This window comes from Nostoc sp. T09 (assembly GCF_002154695.1).
GTDB lineage: Bacteria > Cyanobacteriota > Cyanobacteriia > Cyanobacteriales > Nostocaceae > Aulosira.
Genome location: NZ_MTAV01000001.1, coordinates 67,543 through 84,247, shown reverse-complemented (window position 1 = coordinate 84,247; position 16,705 = coordinate 67,543). Strand labels below are relative to the sequence as shown.

The following is a 16,705-nucleotide window of genomic DNA, read 5'->3' as shown; positions in this document are numbered from 1 at the left end:
TCTACCTTCTGCCTCCTGCCTCTGCCTTTCCTCTGTGAAAATTTAAGAAGAAAAAATCAAGAAATTGTGTGCTTTTCTGAATTCTTTCTTCTTATTTCTTTATTATTTATTCTGTTGTTTCTTTTTAGCTCAGTAATTAGCAGTTCGGTAATTTTCTAACTTTCGCCATTACCAAACCGCTTGATTAAATCTTCAGGACGGAGATTAGAAATAAATTCGCGGAAGGCTTGTTGTTCTGCTTCATCGGCGTCGCGATCAACAGGGATCGAAGCATCGGCAATGACTTCTTCCATTACCCAAATGGGGGCATTGGTACGAAGCGCAATGGCGATCGCATCGCTAGGACGCGCGTCAATTTCTTTTGTAGTCTCACCCTGCTTGACAACTAACGCTGCATAAAAGGTATCCTTTTGCAGGGAATGAATAATTACCTTCTCTAGAGTCAAGTTCCATGTCTCTAAAATATTCACAATTAAATCGTGAGTTAAAGGCCGTGGAGGCTTTTGACTCTCTATTGCTCCCGCAATAGCCCTAGCCTGTTCCTGACCGATATAAATTGGCAAAGCACGGCGATCAGAAGCATCTTTCAAAAGAACAATTGGGCTGCGGGTTATGGCATCTAATGCTATACCAGCGACTCTCATTTCAATCATTGGCTAAGCCTCTACGCTCCTTGGAGTACTTGGTTAATATGTAAAAAATAATACCCTTTATGGGTTAACTTAGGGACAGGAATAAACATAGGCATTTGTTCTCTATAATTGCTTCTATTAAACTCCGAACTTGATGTGAACACCAGAGTAAGTCAAAGTGGTCTACTTAGACAATATCCTTCTTACCCAAGTATGCCTTGTTCATGATGCTAATGTGATAATATCCCTATCTTAAATAACGTCAGAAAATATACTCGAATTTTGCTACATTTATGGAGGAAATTACGAGTGGATTTTAGGCAAAATTAGGCAATAAATAGAGTTACTTTGGCAAAAAAGCTGTGTTTACAGGATTGATCCAGGCGTTAGGAACCATGAAACCCTTAGGGGGAGATTCTTGGCAAATTACTTGTGTAAGTCAGTCATCTGATTTAATTATGCAGGATCTGGCTTATGGCGACAGTATTGCAGTCGATGGCGTTTGCCTGACAGTGGAAGAAGTTTTAAAGGATGGTTTTATCGCCACTGCATCACCGGAAACTTTGCGCCGCACGACTTTAGGCGATCAAGAAACAGCACAGAAATATGTCAACCTAGAGGCTTCGTTGCGGGTAGGAAGCAAAGTCGGCGGTCATTTTGTCATGGGCCATGTAGACGGCGTTGGTCGGATGGTGACAGCAGAACAAACAGCTACTTCTTGGGAAATGACCTTTACAGCATCTGAGGCGATCGCACGGTACATTGTTCCCAAGGGTAGCATTGCCATCAATGGTATTAGCCTCACAGTAGCCGCCTACGAGCCAGAAATTTCCCGGTTCAAAGTGTCAGTTATTCCCCTCACCTATGCCGAGACCAATCTCCGCTATTTGGTTTCTGGCAGTTTGGTGAATCTTGAAGGAGATATTCTCGGCAAATATGTCGAAAAATTTCTTTATTCTGGCAAAGCAAACCCCAACGCTGGGGATGATCCTAGTTCTGATGAAATTACACCTGCATTTCTAGCAGAACATGGCTATGCGTAATTGAGATTGGGGCATGGGGGATTGGGCATTGGTTATTTCCCTTTGTCCCATAATCCCCATTCCCCAATTTAACTGCCTGGTTGCTTGGTTAACTGAGCTGTCTGTAAGCCTTGAACCAACTGGCTCAGTCCGGTATTTAATTCTACACCTGGGTCAACTGCTACCCAGCCGTTTGTTGTTAGGTGGCGGACTTCAAAGTGTAGATGAGGTCCTGTAGAGTTACCAGTGCTACCAACTTGTCCAATCACAGTTCCCGGTTCTACCCACTGGCCGGGTCGGACAAAGATTTGTGACATATGACCGTAGAGAGTTTGTTGAGCAGAACTGTGGTTAATGGTTACGGCTAAACCATAGCCACCCATCCAGTCAGCACTTTCTACTTGACCTTTGGCGGCTGCCAAAATTGGTGTACCCATAGGCGCACCTAAATCTGTACCAGCATGGAAACGGCGATCGCCTGTGATGGGATGAACTCGCCAGCCAAACAATGAGGTGATTGATGCGGGAACGGACAGAGGAAACATCATTCCCTGTCCACTATAGGCAACTCTGCCTACACCAGGAATTTGCGGTAATGTTGATGCGAGTGGGAAGTCGTAAGCAACAGTACTGGGTCGGGGTGCAAAATTACCATCTGCCATTGGTGGTGGTAAAGTACCAGCACTCGGTGCGATCGGAGTAGCACTTACTTTTGTAGTGGAAAAATCGGTGGGGTTAGGAATAAACCGATTCGGATGATATTCGCTCTTAGTGACACTAGCAGCAATGCGAGTAGCAACGTTATTAGAAGCAACTTGAGGAGTACGCCATCTGCTGGTATTACCAGTATTTGCTATCGGTCTAACCACTGGAACGGTTGCTAACCTAGCTGTTTGGCTTCTTCTCAACCAACTGGGTGATGTTTTGCTATTACTACCAGCTACACGCTGATTACCAGCAGGTTTGGCACAAAGACTACCTGATATAGCTTGTCCTGTTGGCAACGTCGCTCGACAACCACTAGAGCGCTCTGTGATGATTACAGAATTGGGTGCTTGATAGGTGCCACCAAGTTTGTAATCGTTGGGGTCAATGTAGGCGTTATTGTAATCCTTCGGTTTTACTTCTGTGCTACCGACAGGACTGTTAGAGTTATTGGCTGGTTGGGCAACTTCTGGGAGTTTTTCAGGTAAAGTGCGTAACCGCGCAGGTGTGGCTATTGCCGCTTTGGGTTTTTCTTGGTTGATCCTAGCTGGTGCAACCCGCGAAGTTTCTACTTGAGGTTTTGAGCGTCTGATCACAACAGGCTCAGCAGCTTCAATTTTTGGTTTCGACTGCCTGAGTGGCTGTGATGATTGGGATACATCTTCCCTATGTAATCTCTTTTTGAGTCTGGTTCGCCGTTCGGAAAACTCTACCTGTGGTCGAGTTACTTCTGGTATTACAGTATCTTTTTTAACTGGATTTGTGACTGCGGTCGGTTGAGAATTTTCAATAGTAGGAACGATGTTATCTATAGATGTTTCCGTTTGAGCTAACACTAAGCCGTTGCCCAGGAGGCTAAAGCTACTGAGCCAACAGAGGCTCTGTGCTGGTAGCGTAGAAGCAAAGCGTTTTGTTGGCACTGGCAAACGTTTATGGGCAGAGTTATTGGGCTGCGTCATTTGTTCTCTCAGTTTTGTATAAATAGTCTAAACAGAATGATGCCGGTGGTTTGTCTTGCCCAAAGAGCGAAATTGTGAACAAACCTAAAAGTTAAACCGAAGATTTTTGGTAACCCAAACTGATTGTACCGGGTTCAATGTAAATTTCTGGTGTTATTACTTCCTTTGTATTATAAGCTTCTAGATTAACTCGTAAATTACCCTGAGGGGTTACCCCAACTACAGTGCCCGCCAGATTATTAACGTGTATGCGATCGCCCATATTCGTGAGTAAATCTAGATAGTGAGATAAGAGTATGTTTACTCCTTCTTTAAAAAGGCACTCAATACCGGATTCTATTCCCAATAAAACCTTCGAGGTTAACATTTCTAGACAAGAAATCGGTTTTGCGCTTTGGGATGCTTGCCAACATTCCAAGTTGATTCCAGTTTCTGGTACTGGGTTTGCCCAGTTAATGCCAACGCCAATGACTGCTTGGGTGATTTTTCCTTGATTTACTTTGGTTTCAGTCAAAATACCGCCTAGCTTGCGACCATCTAAAACTAAATCGTTCGGCCATTTAATCCCAACGTTGACACCACAGTTTCGCAATTGTGAGGCAATTCCCCAAGCACTAGCCAAAGTTAGTTGGTAACTGTCAGTAGCTTCTAGTTTGGGATTAACCGCCACCGAAACATATAATCCCCCAGCAGCAGAAATCCACTGACGACCCCATTGACCGCGCCCAGCCGTCTGCTGAGTGGCAATAACTACACATCCTGGTTGAGCACCCTGGTTCAGCAAGCTCCAGAGAGTTTGATTCGTTGAAGCTACACTATCAAAAATGTGTAAAGAAAATGGTAAACATGAATACTGACGCCCTGCTTTCAGGGCTGTTTCCAAATATTGCAGATCAAATCCCACGCAGTTAACCCAAATCCCGTTGTTCAAGTTAGCATTAATTGGCTAATTCTGATTTTCTGTTTAGGTTTGGTTCACGATGCACACTTGGCACTGGCGCAATTGGCAAGGTATGCCCTACCTTACTTGTAGTCTTTTAGAACCTTGGCAACACGGTTTCTTTACCCATCCGTTTTGGCCACGTTCACCACAAGAGTTAACAAAGGTGCTGCACCCAGAGGCATCAGTTTATCGCTTGAAACAGGTTCATGGCAATACTGTTCTCACCCCACAAGAAATTGATAGCAAGTTCAGCACAGGCGGGGATGATGATTCTGCTTTAGCATCAGCAGATGGTTTAGTCAGCGAGAAGGCTTTGCAAGCAGTGTGGGTCGCCAGCGCTGATTGTACACCTGTGCTGATTGGCGATATCAAAACCGGACAGGTAGCAGCAATTCATGCAGGATGGCGGGGTACTGCTAAAAAAATTGTCCCGCAAGCGATCGCCCGCTTGAAAGCACAAGGTAGCAAGCTGGAGGATTTGCGGATTGCGATGGGTCCCGCAATCGCTGGGGAGGTTTACCAAGTCTCAGTAGATGTGGCTGCGGAAATTGGCTACAGCATCGTTCCCCATGAAGACGAACACAAGATTGTCGATGCTTTGCATGAACTACCCAATTCTCCCCTAATTACCGACCCTGACCCTGGTAAAGTCCGGGTGGATGTGCGACGGGTAAATGCCTTACAGATAGAAAGCCTGGGAATTAGCGACGAACAAGTTGCGATCGCTCCTTATTGTACTTACCAAACTCCAGAGCATTTCTTTTCCTACCGCCGGGAACAACAGAAAAAAGTTCAGTGGTCTGGGATTGTGAGTTTTAATTACTAGTCTATTTATTACGTAGTAAGCACTTTAGTGCTAAAACTCAAGAACTGAAGTCCTTACTACTAACTTTCAAGATGCGATCGCAAAAGTAATACGCTTGAGAACTTGCAAAATTTTATACAGTTCTCTTTTTGATGTAAACAAGGCAAAAACCCGCGACAAGTCGTATTGTGGTGTATCTGCTTGTGTCAATTTAATAAATAAAACATCGTCCCCATTAGTCACCATGCCAAACACAGGTTTATTGGGATGGGGATTAGCCATCAGGTAAGCTAGTGCTTGCGGTACAGCCGACCAAGCTGAAAGCGTAGTTTTTTTGGACTCTAATACTACAACCCAAAACTGGTTTTGCAGCACCAAAACATCAATCCGTCCGCGCAGCACCTCCTCGCCGTCATCTAGCACCAGTTCTACAGATGATTCTGCTTGAATCTTAAAAGGCGGATCGTAAAATCCTGCTAGTGCTAGCAAAGGGGACACCACTAGTAACATTACTGTCCCCTCTAATAAATCACCTTCACCACGGTGATAAAGATATCTACGTCGCAGAACATCCAAAGAGGTTTTTTCAGCTTCAGTAATTTCTGGTAATCCCTCAAACCATTCTGTAAAGAAATGTTCGGACTCAATACGGATTAGCCCAAATCTGGTTTCAGCATCTTTTAAGGTGGCGATCGCTTCTGTAATTGCTACTGTTTGGGTCATCGCTTTTTTCCAAGCACTAAAATGCTGACTACGTAACCTTTAAAGTTGAGTTAGGGAAGAAATAATTCCGAGAATGGTATGGCAATTTCGGGAAAAGCTAACGGTGTTATGGCTGCGTCAGGCGATCGCACAATTATGTCTTGGTAGCCTGACTCTGTTGGGTGACGCAAAATATAAACTTGGCATTCAAGAATATTTAAAATCCAGTAATCTCCAATACCTGCTCTGGCATAAATAAGAGCTTTTTCGTTAAAGTCAATATCAAAAGTACTATAGGAAACTTCAATTAACAGTAATATTTCTGAGGATGTAGGATGATGGTCGCCGTAGGCTGCTGGATCAATGCGAACTACGGCAATATCTGGTTCTGGTTCGGAAGTAGACAGTGTAATAGGTAGCTGGACGCGAATTTCTGCCCTATCTCTAACTATATTTTGTAGATAGCGGTCAATGCGTTGAGTTGTAGCAGCATGGGGTGGTGTTTGTGGACTCATTTGAATGATGCGACCATCTAAGAGTTCAACTTTATCATCAGGAGTTAGAATACCAACGTCGATCATCCGGTGATATTCTTCTACCGTCCACAAGCGGTTTTGGATGGCGATCATGGTTGTTATGCCCTTTTCGTGCAGCCTACTACTTTCTATTTTATTTTGTCTTAATCGCCTGATAGGTATTTTTATAACTAACAAGTTTGTCTTGCACTTGTTTAGAGACAAACGTACCTTCTGGAATAGCTTGTAATAAGTTGATTGCCTGTTTTAGCTTATCTTTTCCTTGCTGCAAAATTACTGATTCTTCAGGTGCATTTTTAACTATAAAAGCCGCTTCTACTGCTAATTTTTCCGCAGCTTCTAAGTTTGACGCTGCATTCTTTTCCAAAATAACTTTTTTACTAATAGTGGTATAGTTGGCACGATATTTAACTAGTTGCTTCTTGGCTTGTTCAGAAACAGATGTGCCTTTAGGTACATCCTCCAGTAGGCTTACTGCCTTTTGCCATCTACTCTCGGCTTCCTGCCAACTTGCTAAAGGTAATGGTGATTTTTGAACCATAACAGCAGCTTCCATGCCTAGCTTTTGAGCAGATTTTAAGTTAGACTTAGCAACTTTCTCATGTTTGATATGTTGATTTTTTTGCACAGTAACAATTTTATCTTTAACTGTTAAAGTAGCAAAACTCAATATTAGTAAACTTGAGCCGATCAATAAAGCCGCATGTACTGGTTTTTTTAGCAAAAATTGTGTTATTACTTCCAGTTTATGACTTTGAGGAAGATTGCTCAAGGCTGTTTCTGCTTTCTCTAACAAATTCTTGGTATCTCCAACTAAAGCTGCAATTTTTCCTTGAAATAATTCACAATCATAGATAATATCAGCTAAGGCTTGACACTTATTCCCACTAGATATAATGAAGCCATATTCATCATCAAACCATTCTAATTCCAAACCAGAATTGCCACAGAAAGCTGATAAATTGAGTAATATTAATAAAATATTCTGAGTGTTTTTAATATTATCGAATACTTCTGTAGATTTTTGCTGTACTTGCAACAATTCCGCTTGAAAATTGCTAAGTTGCTGAATTTGCTGCTGTAAAACTTTAGCTTTACAAGCTAAATCAAGCTTGAGTTTTTCCTCAAGCTCTTGGAACTTACTTGGTAAGCTTGGATAGTTAATATTAGAATTTAGTTGGTGAATAAATTGGGAATTACTTAAAATATCCTCGGCTATTGTCTGGAGCAGTTCACCCCATTCAAGCCAACGGGAAATTTGCAATTCTAAATCATTTAAAGATAGTTTGGTTGGTTCATTACCAAATTTTTCGGCAATAAATCTTTCTCCAGTAGTTAACAATCGATTTGCTAACTGACTGTAAGAGTTAGATACAGCACTTTCTGCACCCAAAGAAAGTACGCCAACAGCCGCATGATTCATTTTTGCATCATCTAATTCTTGAGCAATCGCGGCTTGTAGATTGCGGAGTTTTTCTTGAACGAAATTTAGCCGAATAATTTCTTGCTTAATTGCATGAGAATCACCGACACTCAGCTTAAGACTCTCAACAAGTTTTGTCAGTTCATGTAGAAGCTTTTCTAGGTTAGCCATAAATATCCCTGGGTGATTGGTCGAAAGTTTATGCCAAACAATTAAAATGGCTATGAAGCGAGGTTAGAACTTAACTCAGAACATAACCGCGCCTCTTGCCGCCTAGTATCCTAGTTGATTGAAAAATCTCAGGAGCTATCAAGCTAGAGTTCCCAGAAACCCTGCTAAAGTAACAACTTAAGTTTAAATATTTCAATAAAATATCAAACTACCCAAGCTAAGGCATGAATGAAACTGATTTAGCTTTTACCCCTGCACTGGAGTTGGCGCAATTAATCCGTCGCCGGGAAGTATCGCCACTAGAGTTGGTGAACGTATATTTAGGACGGATTGAGCGGTTAAATCCCCAACTAGGAAGTTATTTTACGGTGATGGCAGATTTGGCGATCGCAGATGCTAAAGCCAAAACAGAAATACTCGCAACTACAAGAGAACTACCACCATTTTTTGGCGTACCGATTTCGATTAAAGACCTCAACGCTGTAGCAGGTGTGCCTTGTACTTATGGCAATCCAGCATTACTGAACAATATCCTTAACTATGATGATGGGGTCGTAACTCAGATTAAACAAGCTGGATTTGTGTTGCTGGGTAAAACTGCAACTTCAGAATTAGGTTCTTTTCCTTACAGCGAACCTACAGGATTTCCCCCAGCCAGAAATCCGTGGAATTTGGATTACACTCCTGGCGGTTCTAGTGGTGGTGCAGCCGCATCAGTAGCAGCAGGATTGTGTGCGATCGCCCAAGGTTCTGATGGGGGTGGTTCAATTCGCGGGCCTGCGGCTTGTTGTGGCGTAGTTGGAATTAAACCATCACGGGGAAGGGTGACTAATGCACCTGTAGGCGATCGCCTTTCTGGACTTGCCACTAATGGGCCGCTTGGCCGTACTGTTGCGGATGCAGCTGCTCTTTTAGATACAATATCTGGTTATTTCCCTGGCGATCCTTACTGGTTACCCGATCCACAGCCATCATTTTTCGCTGCTACTCAAAAACAACTTGGGGAATTGCGTATTGCTTTTAGCACTATCGTTCCTCCCTTAGGTGAAGCAGACGCTAACTGTGAACAAGGGGTTTTGCAAACAGTCAAGTTATTAGAACAACTTGGTCATACAGTTGAAGAGAAATGCCCAGATTTTAGCGGCTTAGTCGAACCGTTTCAAATTGTCTGGCAAGCTGGGGTAGGTGCTGCGGGAATTCCGGCGGAAGTGTTGCAACCAGTAAATCGTTTGCTATTGGCGCGATCGAGTTCTGCGGCTGAATACCTGCAAGCAGTAGCGCAAATGCAGATGGTAGCACGGCAAATCGTGGCGTTTTTCAATACCGTTGATGTGTTGGTATTGCCAGTGTATCTGCATTCACCAATTCGGGTGGGAGAATGGGCTGACTTAAGCCCAGAAGAGACATTCCAAAACATTATCAACTGGGTAGCACCATGTCCCCCAGCAAATGCGACGGGACAACCAGCGATCGCACTTCCTGTAGGTTTTGACAGTAATGGTTTACCTATTAGCGTGCAGTTAGTTGGTAAACCTGGTGCAGAAGAAACACTGATTAGCCTAGCTGCACAACTAGAAGCCGCTAATCCTTGGCTTCAGCATCGTCCAGCCTTGGCGACATAATGTCATGCAGGCCTCTTTAGAACAACTCTCTCAAATTACCGTGTTTGCAGATTTAGAAACAGCAGACAAGGTAAGTTTGCAATCGCAAACTCAGGTGCAACGCTATAGCAAAGGAGAGATTATTCTACATGAAGGCGATCGCTTACCAGCCAAGTTATATGCTGTTGTCAGTGGTTCCATTCAAGTTACCAAAACAGCAACCACAGGTAAAGAAACAATTCTTCGTACCTTAGCTAATGGGGAAATTTTTGCTGCACCTGCTTTGTTAGGAAACGGAATTTCTCCTGCAACTGTAACTGCTGAATCTGATTGCGAAGTTCTGACTGTAGAACGAGATGCTTTATTAAAAGCTATCCAACAAAATCCTGAGATTGCCCTCAGGATGTTAATGGTTTTTAACAATCGGATTCAGCAATTGCATGAAACAGTTCATGGCTTAGTTTCCGAAAGAGCAATTGTCAGGCTTGCTAGGTTAATTCAATATTTTGCCGCCGAATCTGGGACTGAGACAACTCCCCAAGGCGAGTGTTTAAAAGTTAAATTATCGTACTATCGCATGGCTCGGAGTGTTGGTATTTCTTATGAGGAATGCGTGCGTTTAATTAAAAGCCTGAAGCCAATAATTGCTTATAGTCGCGGAGGTAAGATGACGATAATTGATATGAAGAAACTAGATGCGATCACCTCTGGTGCATTATTACCGGAAGAGTAATTTTAATTTTAACTCTATCTAGCCAAAAATTTTGAGTAAAAATTAGTATTTGTAGGTGGGCATTGCCCACTCTACGGTTATTGAGAATGGTGCAAATATCAATATAGATATTAAGCAGTTACAGCCAATTGATCTTGTTCGTGAGCAGCGACTACTAAAACTAGACATAAAGCTGCGATCGCCTTTTGCCATTCTTGTTGTACCTTTTCATTTTCTACCCCATCAAATAACCCTATTAACCGCGGAACAGAAGCCTCTAAAGCAGCACGTGGTACAGGACGGTGTAAATCTACTAAGCTAATTAAACTTTCGCGATTATTAAGAAATCCAATTACCCAAGCTGTTGTATGCTCCGGTCCATCAGGAACGCGCTTAACTCCTAATTGATTTTTTAGCCAGTTGTAAAAAGGTGGTAATTCTTGAGCTAAAACTGCTCCTGCGGTTGGTAATGTTTCTTTCAGCAAATTACTATCTAAGCTACCTAGCTCTTGATTTAATTCTGAGGATTTGAGAACTTCGTCCAGCGGCTTTGCGAGTATTGCCTCTAACTGAGGTTGAGAAAAGTCTAAGTATTGGCTGAAAGTTGAAATGAGCGATCGCATAATTTATTCCTCAATAAATAACTAATTTATTTCCACTGCTTTTTCAGAAAGTATGAGCAAGAATGTAAGATTATCTTCAGCTTGTAAAGCATGAGGCGCATTAGCAGGCAGAAAAACTAAAACACCAGGTTCAAGGACAATATTTTTACCAGATAAAGTTAATAAACCCTTGCCCTCAACTACATTGATAGTGGCATTGCGAGTTGAAGTATGTTCAGAAATTTCAGTATTAGCTGCTAGGCAAAATAGAGTGTATTGACAAACTTGATCTTTGAGTAATGCTTTACTGAGAACTCCGCTATGGGGATATTCAATTTGTTCTCGGAGTTGGGTAACAAAAGATTGGTCGGTTGTAATTGTAGAACTCATATTTTTACAGGATAATCAACGCCAATAAACACATCGCAAAATGGATGTTGCTGTGAATGTTGTTACTCAGCAACAGCGCACATAATGATGTAGCCTAATTCATGGCGATATTTATGAAAAACATGGCGCATTTCTAAAACACGCTTGCGGATAGATTGCTGCGTCAAGATATTCCACAAAATCTGCATTGTGTTCAAAAGACCTTCCTCTTGCAAGATTCGTTTCAAATTCAATAAATTCATGGAGCCAGTAAGATGCTCTTGCACTTGTAATTTTGCTGTTGATAAAGCATCTATCCAATTAGCTTCGGAAAGTGGTGTAGAATTAACTCGAATTACCTTTGCTAAATCAGCACGAATTTCTGCTTCTTTGTTACGAGCTAATAGCTCATGAGAGAGGAATTTTCCTCCAGGTTTGAGCCGATTACGAATTTCCGCCAAAACTTTAGCTTTCCCCTGTGGAGATTGCATAGTGAGAATGGCTTCTGCTAAAACATAATTAAACTTACCTGGTATTTTATCCAGGTGAAATATATCGCCTTCAATAATTTCGATTTGATTTTCTAAGCCAGCAGCGCGGATATTGGCACGCGCACAAGCAACACTCTCCGGATCTTTTTCTATTCCTAATACTTTTACATGGTAGCGTTGTGCCAGAGATATGGCACTATAACCAAAGCTAGAAGCTAGCTCTAAAACTGTCTCTCCAGGGTTGAAACTTGCCCACTGAAATAATTGCTCTGTAGCTATCTTTCCACCAGGACGCAGATATTTTTTGCCTGCTGCTGCTAAAACTTGGTGTCCGGAGGCGGTTGGGAAATTAAGGGTAGGGTTGGTCATCTGTGCGACCCTCTGAATTCATCTTATCCCCACTCTGCCAGGAATTTCTCATGCTGTCTTTGAGGTAGCTCAGAGAAGAAAAAAGATATGGCTATTTCCGAAAAAGGTCGATTAGACTATGAATCAAATGTTGCTTGGTATAAAAAAATGAATCGCAAGGCAGCTACCACATGGTTAATTTTGTTATTCTTGATATTTGTGGGTTTTGGGGATAGCTTTTTACCCAAACCCTTAAGTTCTGCTAGCTTACACACTCGCACAACAATTAATCAATTTTTTGTTGGCTTATTTCCAAGTTGGCAACCTAAAACTCGTCCAAATGCACGTACAGAAAGGGCTGTAGAAGAAATCGAAAACGGCGGTTCCAAGAAATAGAAAAATTCTCAAGTTTAGAAGCAACTGACAAAACCATAAAGCATTTCCTAATCTGCGTCCATCCTCTTACATCGGTGGTTAATTCTTTCTTGGTCTCACGAATGCGGGAATCGTTATAAATTTGACAACTCTATTTAGTTTTAACAACAAGCTTAAGTTGGAGCTTAACTTCTCATCTTGACTGGTGCATAGTATTCAGGTGTAACAGACTTTAGTACACAACCACCGCCATACAATCCACGCTTATCTAGCGAGGTCTGAGGCAGGTTACATCCCCAGTGCAAGCCTGACGATTAACCCTGGGTGAACCCTGGGTTCAACACTTAACTGCTGTATGTGTAGCGAAATGTAAAAATCGTTATCCGCCCTAAGGCTGTATAGGTAGATAATCTAGCAAGCATATGCAATCTCATATTACACAAATCAAAAGGGTGGAGTACAAACCATGTTCAAACGATCTGCTAAGTTCTCTGTTGTACTGGTCATACTTACGACGTTAGTACTGCTATGTTTGCAGTTCTTTGAGACAAAGTTTGTTCTATCTGAAAAGGTAGATATACAGTCTGTTAACCAGCCAACAATTGTTGCAACTGCCCCCCTTCCCCCTAGCCTTGTACCTGGCGTACTAGGGGGAAAACCAGTTTATATTCTGTACGTGACCCGATCGCAAGATACTGTCTTGGTGCGTTGTTACCCTGGCTATGAACCAACGATAACAGTTCGAGCGATGGGCAGTAATCCTAATGCTAAAACTCAGAGAGAAGGGGTCATGACCTGCCGTCCTTCTGCATAGAAGTTATGCCGTGCGATCAATTCTGGTTAATCTGGGAATAGGACAGGCGCGATCGCAACCATAATCCCTGTTCAGTTACGTCCGTTTCCTCGGCGATCGCAGACCTATGAGTAAAAGGCTGGCTATGAAGGGAATACTCTACTTGTAGTATAAGATTCTGTACATCCGTACTGATGAAAATTGTAGAAGAAACCCGCACCAGATTGCAGCTAAAGCACCGGCCAATAAGACATTGGCTCACCGGTTGGCCTATTTTGATTGCCAGTCTGAGTTTTTTTATTTATTGCATATTTTTTGAATCTGCTTCAGCTAATCTAACTTGCAAGCGCCCCTCATCTACTCAAATTAACTGTGAGTTAAGGCGGTTTAATTTGCTTGGAATTATGGAGAAGCGGAAAATTCTCGATCCTCAAGAAGCATACATTAAGACACATACCGGCAGCAAAGGGGGGCGCACTTATGAAATTATCATTTTGACACCCTTTGGGGATTATGCTCTTTTATCACATCTTAGCTATCAAGAAAATCAGGAATTTGCTTTTGAAATCAATAAATTTATTAGCTCTGGTGAGACTTATCTCTCGGTGTACCAAAATCAGCGGAACTATGTATTTTTCTTCGGCTTATTTATGTTAATTACTATGGCTATTGGTGCTTTTGTTGCGACAACACCTGTAACCAATTGTACTTTCTACAAAAGCCTTAATAAGGTATTTATAGAGCGCAAAGGATTGCGTAGTCATGAAATTATTGAATTTCCCTTAGAATCTATTTTGCGTTTTGATATTCAAGACAAGCAATTTAAATACTCTAAACTTTATCGAGCTGTGATTGTGCTGCAATTCTACCAAGAAATCCCAATCAATCTAGAATATACACATGAAAAAAGCGTGAAATATGCAATTTCTAGGATAAGCTACTTTTTGAATATAGATAATAGTTAATTGTTAGTTAACGCATTAACTATTACCTATTACTAATTACAATTAAGCCTTTTTCAACCAGCTAAACATGGCGCGTAAATCTTTGCCAACTTCCTCAATGCGGTGTTCAGCTTCTTGACGACGCATAGCGGTAAATCCAGGTTTGCCAGATTGATTTTCTAACACAAATTCCCGTGCAAATTGTCCAGATTGAATTTCGCTGAGAATCTTGCGCATTTCCGCCTTGGTTTGCTCATTCACAATCCGAGGACCGCGGGTATAATCTCCATATTCAGCAGTATTGGAAATGCTGTCGCGCATTTTGGCTAAGCCACCTTCCACAACTAAGTCAACAATCAGTTTAACTTCATGCAGACATTCAAAGTAAGCCAATTCTGGTTGATAACCAGCTTCTACTAAAGTTTCAAATCCAGCTTTAATCAACGCACTCAAACCACCGCACAATACGGCTTGTTCGCCAAACAAATCAGTTTCGGTTTCTTCGCGGAAGGTAGTTTCCAGAACACCAGCACGAGTACCACCGATACCTCTAGCATATGCCAACGCGCGATCGCGTGCCCGACCACTGGCATCTTGATAAACAGCAAACAGTGCTGGTACGCCTTGTCCTTGTTCGTAAGTCCGGCGGACTAAATGCCCCGGTCCTTTGGGTGCTACCATGACCACATCTACGTTAGCAGGTGGTACGACTTGACCAAAGTGAATATTAAAGCCGTGGGCAAAGGCTAAAACATTTCCTTCTTGTAAATTAGGTTCAATTTCGTTTTTATAAACTGCTTTTTGGACTTCATCAGGCAACAAAATCATGATAAAGTCAGCAGCATTAGCTGCATCTGCGACATTTTTCACAGTTAAACCAGCCTCTTGGGCTTTGGCAGCTGACTTACTACCCGGATATAATCCTACAATCACGTCCAAACCGCTATCTTTAAGATTAAGAGCGTGAGCATGACCTTGGGAACCATAGCCAATAATCGCAACGGTTTTTCCAGCCAAAAGGTCTAAATTGGCATCTTCGTCATAATACATCCGGGTCATAGCGCATCTCCTGTCAGCAAGCATGATCATTTATTGGCAGGCTTTTGATTTTACCCCAAATTGAGTAACCACAACTAAGCAATTCAAAATTCAAAATAGAGAATTGCAATCAAGCCAAGCATTTTGCTTATCAGTTTTATGCAATTTAAACACCCCTCAACGCATGGGATATTGAATTTATCTGTTTCGGCTGATAGGAAAACAAAGCAAAGAGTAAAACAAAGAATTCTTGCTGACGATTGACTAATGATTACGTTGCTTGATCAATTTTTTGGACTTCTGCTTCAGATAGTTGCACATTCAGAGCCTGTACTGAGTCCTCAATACTGGAAACCTTACTAGCACCAGGTATGGGCAAAATAACAGGTGATTTAGAACGCAACCACGCCAACACAATACAATAAACTGATACGCCTTTTGCTTGAGCTAACTGTGCGATCGCGGGAATATCTTGCAAGTTTTGATGGCGACGACTACCACCAAATGGACTCCAAGGCAAAAAGGTTAATCCTTCTTGTTCGCAATACTTCAAAACGCCGTCAATTTCTGGCTGTCGTTCCCAAGGGCTATATTGATTTTGCACGGAGACAATATCAACCACATTTCGTGCTTGCTTAATTTGTTCTACAGAAAAGTTAGAAACTCCCACAAACCGAATTAAACCAGTTTCTACCGCTTCTTTCACTGGTGCGAGGGATTCTTCAATAGTGTATTTAGGATCGGGGGCGTGATATTGCCAAACATCTATAGGTTTACTACCCCCTAATGCTTGAAAACTTTCACGAATTGTTTGGCGTAAATGTTTGGGGTTACCGTTGCGTACCCAGTTTCCATGAGGACGCATCAAACCGCCTTTGGTTGCAACAACCACATGGCTAACATCGCCTTTATAACTGCCAAGTGCTGTATAAATCAGACGTTCGTTGTGGTGCTTATCTGATTCATCTAGACAGTAAGAGTCGGCCGTGTCAATGAATGTGATCCCCAAATCCAAAGCACGATGGATAACTGGGATTGATTGCGATTCGGGAGTGCGATTCGATATCGACATTGGCATTCCACCCAAACCGATCGCACTTACAGATACACCCGTTTTTCCTAACTGTTTGCTTTCCATGCTTCTAGCTCTTGTTTGCAGCGCCATTAATGTATTAACTGTTCAAACATCTTTTGACAATTAATCTCTAGACAGGGTTATAAAGAAGCTTACTGTGATAGCAATTTTACCTTGGCATTAAAAGTCTTTAATTATGCTGCACTAGACTTCTAGCAGAACTACTTTCTTCGTACCTTTACACCACAGAAAACGAAAAGTACTCTGCATCTATTGCATCTATAGGGTTTCTCGATGGAGTGCATTACAGTTTTTTATTGTACTATGGGAGTTTTGCCCGTCTCAGCTATCAAATAAAATTTCGTATTGTTTTGGTGGGCAATATACACCCTACAAAAATAAAATTCCTGACTTCTAAAATAAGCCAAGAATTTCAACCTTTCATTATTACAAATCAGC

General features: G+C 42.0%; 18 protein-coding genes. 7 read left to right on the top strand and 11 right to left on the bottom strand.

Annotation, left to right across the window (positions count from 1 at the left end; genetic code table 11):
* Window positions 1–155 precede the first annotated feature (155 nt).
* Entirely contained in the window at window positions 156–653 is a 498-nt protein-coding gene (locus BV372_RS00355; RefSeq protein ID WP_086681509.1) for a bifunctional nuclease family protein, read from the bottom strand.
* A gap of 341 nt (window positions 654–994) precedes the next feature.
* Between BV372_RS00355 and BV372_RS00350 the strand changes: the two genes are divergently transcribed.
* Window positions 995–1,675, top strand: a complete 681-nt coding sequence (locus BV372_RS00350) for a riboflavin synthase (RefSeq protein ID WP_086681506.1) — start codon at window positions 995–997, stop codon at window positions 1,673–1,675.
* A gap of 68 nt (window positions 1,676–1,743) precedes the next feature.
* On the opposite strand, the gene BV372_RS00345 is transcribed toward BV372_RS00350, so the two are convergent.
* Window positions 1,744–3,318: a M23 family metallopeptidase gene (locus tag BV372_RS00345; RefSeq protein ID WP_086681503.1), complete on the bottom strand. Its 1,575-nt coding sequence runs from the start codon at window positions 3,316–3,318 to the stop codon at window positions 1,744–1,746.
* A 91-nt stretch (window positions 3,319–3,409) separates the two neighbouring features.
* Window positions 3,410–4,222 (bottom strand): biotin--[acetyl-CoA-carboxylase] ligase, encoded by an 813-nt coding sequence (locus BV372_RS00340; protein ID WP_086681499.1) that lies wholly within the window; start codon window positions 4,220–4,222, stop codon window positions 3,410–3,412.
* A gap of 76 nt (window positions 4,223–4,298) precedes the next feature.
* On the opposite strand from BV372_RS00340, the gene pgeF reads away from it, so the two are divergent.
* Window positions 4,299–5,087 (top strand): peptidoglycan editing factor PgeF, encoded by a 789-nt coding sequence (pgeF, locus tag BV372_RS00335; RefSeq protein WP_086681496.1) that lies wholly within the window; start codon window positions 4,299–4,301, stop codon window positions 5,085–5,087.
* Between the two features lie 66 nt (window positions 5,088–5,153).
* Here the strand turns inward: pgeF and BV372_RS00330 are convergent, their stop codons facing one another.
* The 3 genes from BV372_RS00330 to BV372_RS00320 are packed head-to-tail and all read right to left on the bottom strand — an operon-like array spanning window position 5,154 to window position 7,898.
* Entirely contained in the window at window positions 5,154–5,789 is a 636-nt protein-coding gene (locus tag BV372_RS00330) for a type I restriction enzyme HsdR N-terminal domain-containing protein (protein WP_086681493.1), read from the bottom strand.
* A 50-nt stretch (window positions 5,790–5,839) separates the two neighbouring features.
* Complete coding sequence (locus BV372_RS00325) at window positions 5,840–6,397, bottom strand: Uma2 family endonuclease (protein ID WP_086681490.1); 558 nt, start codon at window positions 6,395–6,397, stop codon at window positions 5,840–5,842.
* 40 nt (window positions 6,398–6,437) lie between these two features.
* Window positions 6,438–7,898, bottom strand: a complete 1,461-nt coding sequence (locus BV372_RS00320) for a hypothetical protein (RefSeq protein ID WP_086681487.1) — start codon at window positions 7,896–7,898, stop codon at window positions 6,438–6,440.
* Between the two features lie 224 nt (window positions 7,899–8,122).
* Between BV372_RS00320 and BV372_RS00315 the strand changes: the two genes are divergently transcribed.
* Together BV372_RS00315 and BV372_RS00310 are read left to right on the top strand one after the other, a co-directional pair.
* The gene (locus BV372_RS00315) at window positions 8,123–9,520 is read left to right on the top strand and encodes an amidase (RefSeq protein ID WP_086681484.1); all 1,398 of its coding nucleotides are present in this window, start codon (window positions 8,123–8,125) and stop codon (window positions 9,518–9,520) included.
* A gap of 4 nt (window positions 9,521–9,524) precedes the next feature.
* The gene (locus BV372_RS00310; protein ID WP_086681481.1) at window positions 9,525–10,232 is read left to right on the top strand and encodes a Crp/Fnr family transcriptional regulator; all 708 of its coding nucleotides are present in this window, start codon (window positions 9,525–9,527) and stop codon (window positions 10,230–10,232) included.
* 110 nt (window positions 10,233–10,342) lie between these two features.
* Here BV372_RS00310 and BV372_RS00305 read toward each other — a convergent pair whose 3' ends face one another.
* The 3 genes from BV372_RS00305 to BV372_RS00295 all read right to left on the bottom strand — a co-directional run bounded on the left by BV372_RS00305 (window position 10,343) and on the right by BV372_RS00295 (window position 12,042).
* Complete coding sequence (locus BV372_RS00305; RefSeq protein ID WP_086681478.1) at window positions 10,343–10,834, bottom strand: hypothetical protein; 492 nt, start codon at window positions 10,832–10,834, stop codon at window positions 10,343–10,345.
* 21 nt (window positions 10,835–10,855) lie between these two features.
* Entirely contained in the window at window positions 10,856–11,203 is a 348-nt protein-coding gene (locus tag BV372_RS00300) for a cupin domain-containing protein (protein ID WP_086681475.1), read from the bottom strand.
* A gap of 62 nt (window positions 11,204–11,265) precedes the next feature.
* Entirely contained in the window at window positions 11,266–12,042 is a 777-nt protein-coding gene (locus BV372_RS00295) for a class I SAM-dependent methyltransferase (protein ID WP_086681472.1), read from the bottom strand.
* 87 nt (window positions 12,043–12,129) lie between these two features.
* On the opposite strand from BV372_RS00295, the gene BV372_RS00290 reads away from it, so the two are divergent.
* The 3 genes from BV372_RS00290 (at window position 12,130) to BV372_RS37305 (ending at window position 14,154) form a co-directional block, all read left to right on the top strand.
* On the top strand, window positions 12,130–12,417 hold the full coding sequence (locus tag BV372_RS00290) for a hypothetical protein (RefSeq protein ID WP_256973044.1): 288 nt from the start codon (window positions 12,130–12,132) through the stop codon (window positions 12,415–12,417).
* Between the two features lie 445 nt (window positions 12,418–12,862).
* Window positions 12,863–13,210 (top strand): hypothetical protein, encoded by a 348-nt coding sequence (locus BV372_RS00285; protein ID WP_086681469.1) that lies wholly within the window; start codon window positions 12,863–12,865, stop codon window positions 13,208–13,210.
* Between the two features lie 173 nt (window positions 13,211–13,383).
* Complete coding sequence (locus BV372_RS37305; RefSeq protein WP_256973043.1) at window positions 13,384–14,154, top strand: hypothetical protein; 771 nt, start codon at window positions 13,384–13,386, stop codon at window positions 14,152–14,154.
* 42 nt (window positions 14,155–14,196) lie between these two features.
* Here the strand turns inward: BV372_RS37305 and ilvC are convergent, their stop codons facing one another.
* Together ilvC and BV372_RS00270 are read right to left on the bottom strand one after the other, a co-directional pair.
* Window positions 14,197–15,192 (bottom strand): ketol-acid reductoisomerase, encoded by a 996-nt coding sequence (gene ilvC / locus BV372_RS00275; protein WP_086681466.1) that lies wholly within the window; start codon window positions 15,190–15,192, stop codon window positions 14,197–14,199.
* Between the two features lie 250 nt (window positions 15,193–15,442).
* Window positions 15,443–16,309, bottom strand: coding sequence for an aldo/keto reductase (locus tag BV372_RS00270; protein WP_086681545.1), 867 nt, complete (start codon window positions 16,307–16,309; stop codon window positions 15,443–15,445).
* Window positions 16,310–16,705 lie beyond the last annotated feature (396 nt).

Bases quoted from the DNA above. Each gene is read 5' to 3' on its own strand.
- BV372_RS37305 (WP_256973043.1), top strand. From the start codon at position 13,384: ATGAAAATTGTAGAAGAAACCCGCACCAGATTGCAGCTAAAGCACCGG.
- ilvC (WP_086681466.1), bottom strand. From the start codon at position 15,192: ATGACCCGGATGTATTATGACGAAGATGCCAATTTAGACCTTTTGGCT.
- BV372_RS00310 (WP_086681481.1), top strand. From the start codon at position 9,525: ATGCAGGCCTCTTTAGAACAACTCTCTCAAATTACCGTGTTTGCAGAT.
- BV372_RS00320 (WP_086681487.1), bottom strand. From the start codon at position 7,898: ATGGCTAACCTAGAAAAGCTTCTACATGAACTGACAAAACTTGTTGAG.
- BV372_RS00325 (WP_086681490.1), bottom strand. From the start codon at position 6,397: ATGATCGCCATCCAAAACCGCTTGTGGACGGTAGAAGAATATCACCGG.
- BV372_RS00270 (WP_086681545.1), bottom strand. From the start codon at position 16,309: ATGGAAAGCAAACAGTTAGGAAAAACGGGTGTATCTGTAAGTGCGATC.
- BV372_RS00285 (WP_086681469.1), top strand. From the start codon at position 12,863: ATGTTCAAACGATCTGCTAAGTTCTCTGTTGTACTGGTCATACTTACG.
- BV372_RS00355 (WP_086681509.1), bottom strand. From the start codon at position 653: ATGATTGAAATGAGAGTCGCTGGTATAGCATTAGATGCCATAACCCGC.
- BV372_RS00330 (WP_086681493.1), bottom strand. From the start codon at position 5,789: ATGACCCAAACAGTAGCAATTACAGAAGCGATCGCCACCTTAAAAGAT.
- BV372_RS00345 (WP_086681503.1), bottom strand. From the start codon at position 3,318: ATGACGCAGCCCAATAACTCTGCCCATAAACGTTTGCCAGTGCCAACA.
- pgeF (WP_086681496.1), top strand. From the start codon at position 4,299: ATGCACACTTGGCACTGGCGCAATTGGCAAGGTATGCCCTACCTTACT.
- BV372_RS00305 (WP_086681478.1), bottom strand. From the start codon at position 10,834: ATGCGATCGCTCATTTCAACTTTCAGCCAATACTTAGACTTTTCTCAA.
- BV372_RS00315 (WP_086681484.1), top strand. From the start codon at position 8,123: ATGAATGAAACTGATTTAGCTTTTACCCCTGCACTGGAGTTGGCGCAA.
- BV372_RS00295 (WP_086681472.1), bottom strand. From the start codon at position 12,042: ATGACCAACCCTACCCTTAATTTCCCAACCGCCTCCGGACACCAAGTT.
- BV372_RS00290 (WP_256973044.1), top strand. From the start codon at position 12,130: ATGGCTATTTCCGAAAAAGGTCGATTAGACTATGAATCAAATGTTGCT.
- BV372_RS00300 (WP_086681475.1), bottom strand. From the start codon at position 11,203: ATGAGTTCTACAATTACAACCGACCAATCTTTTGTTACCCAACTCCGA.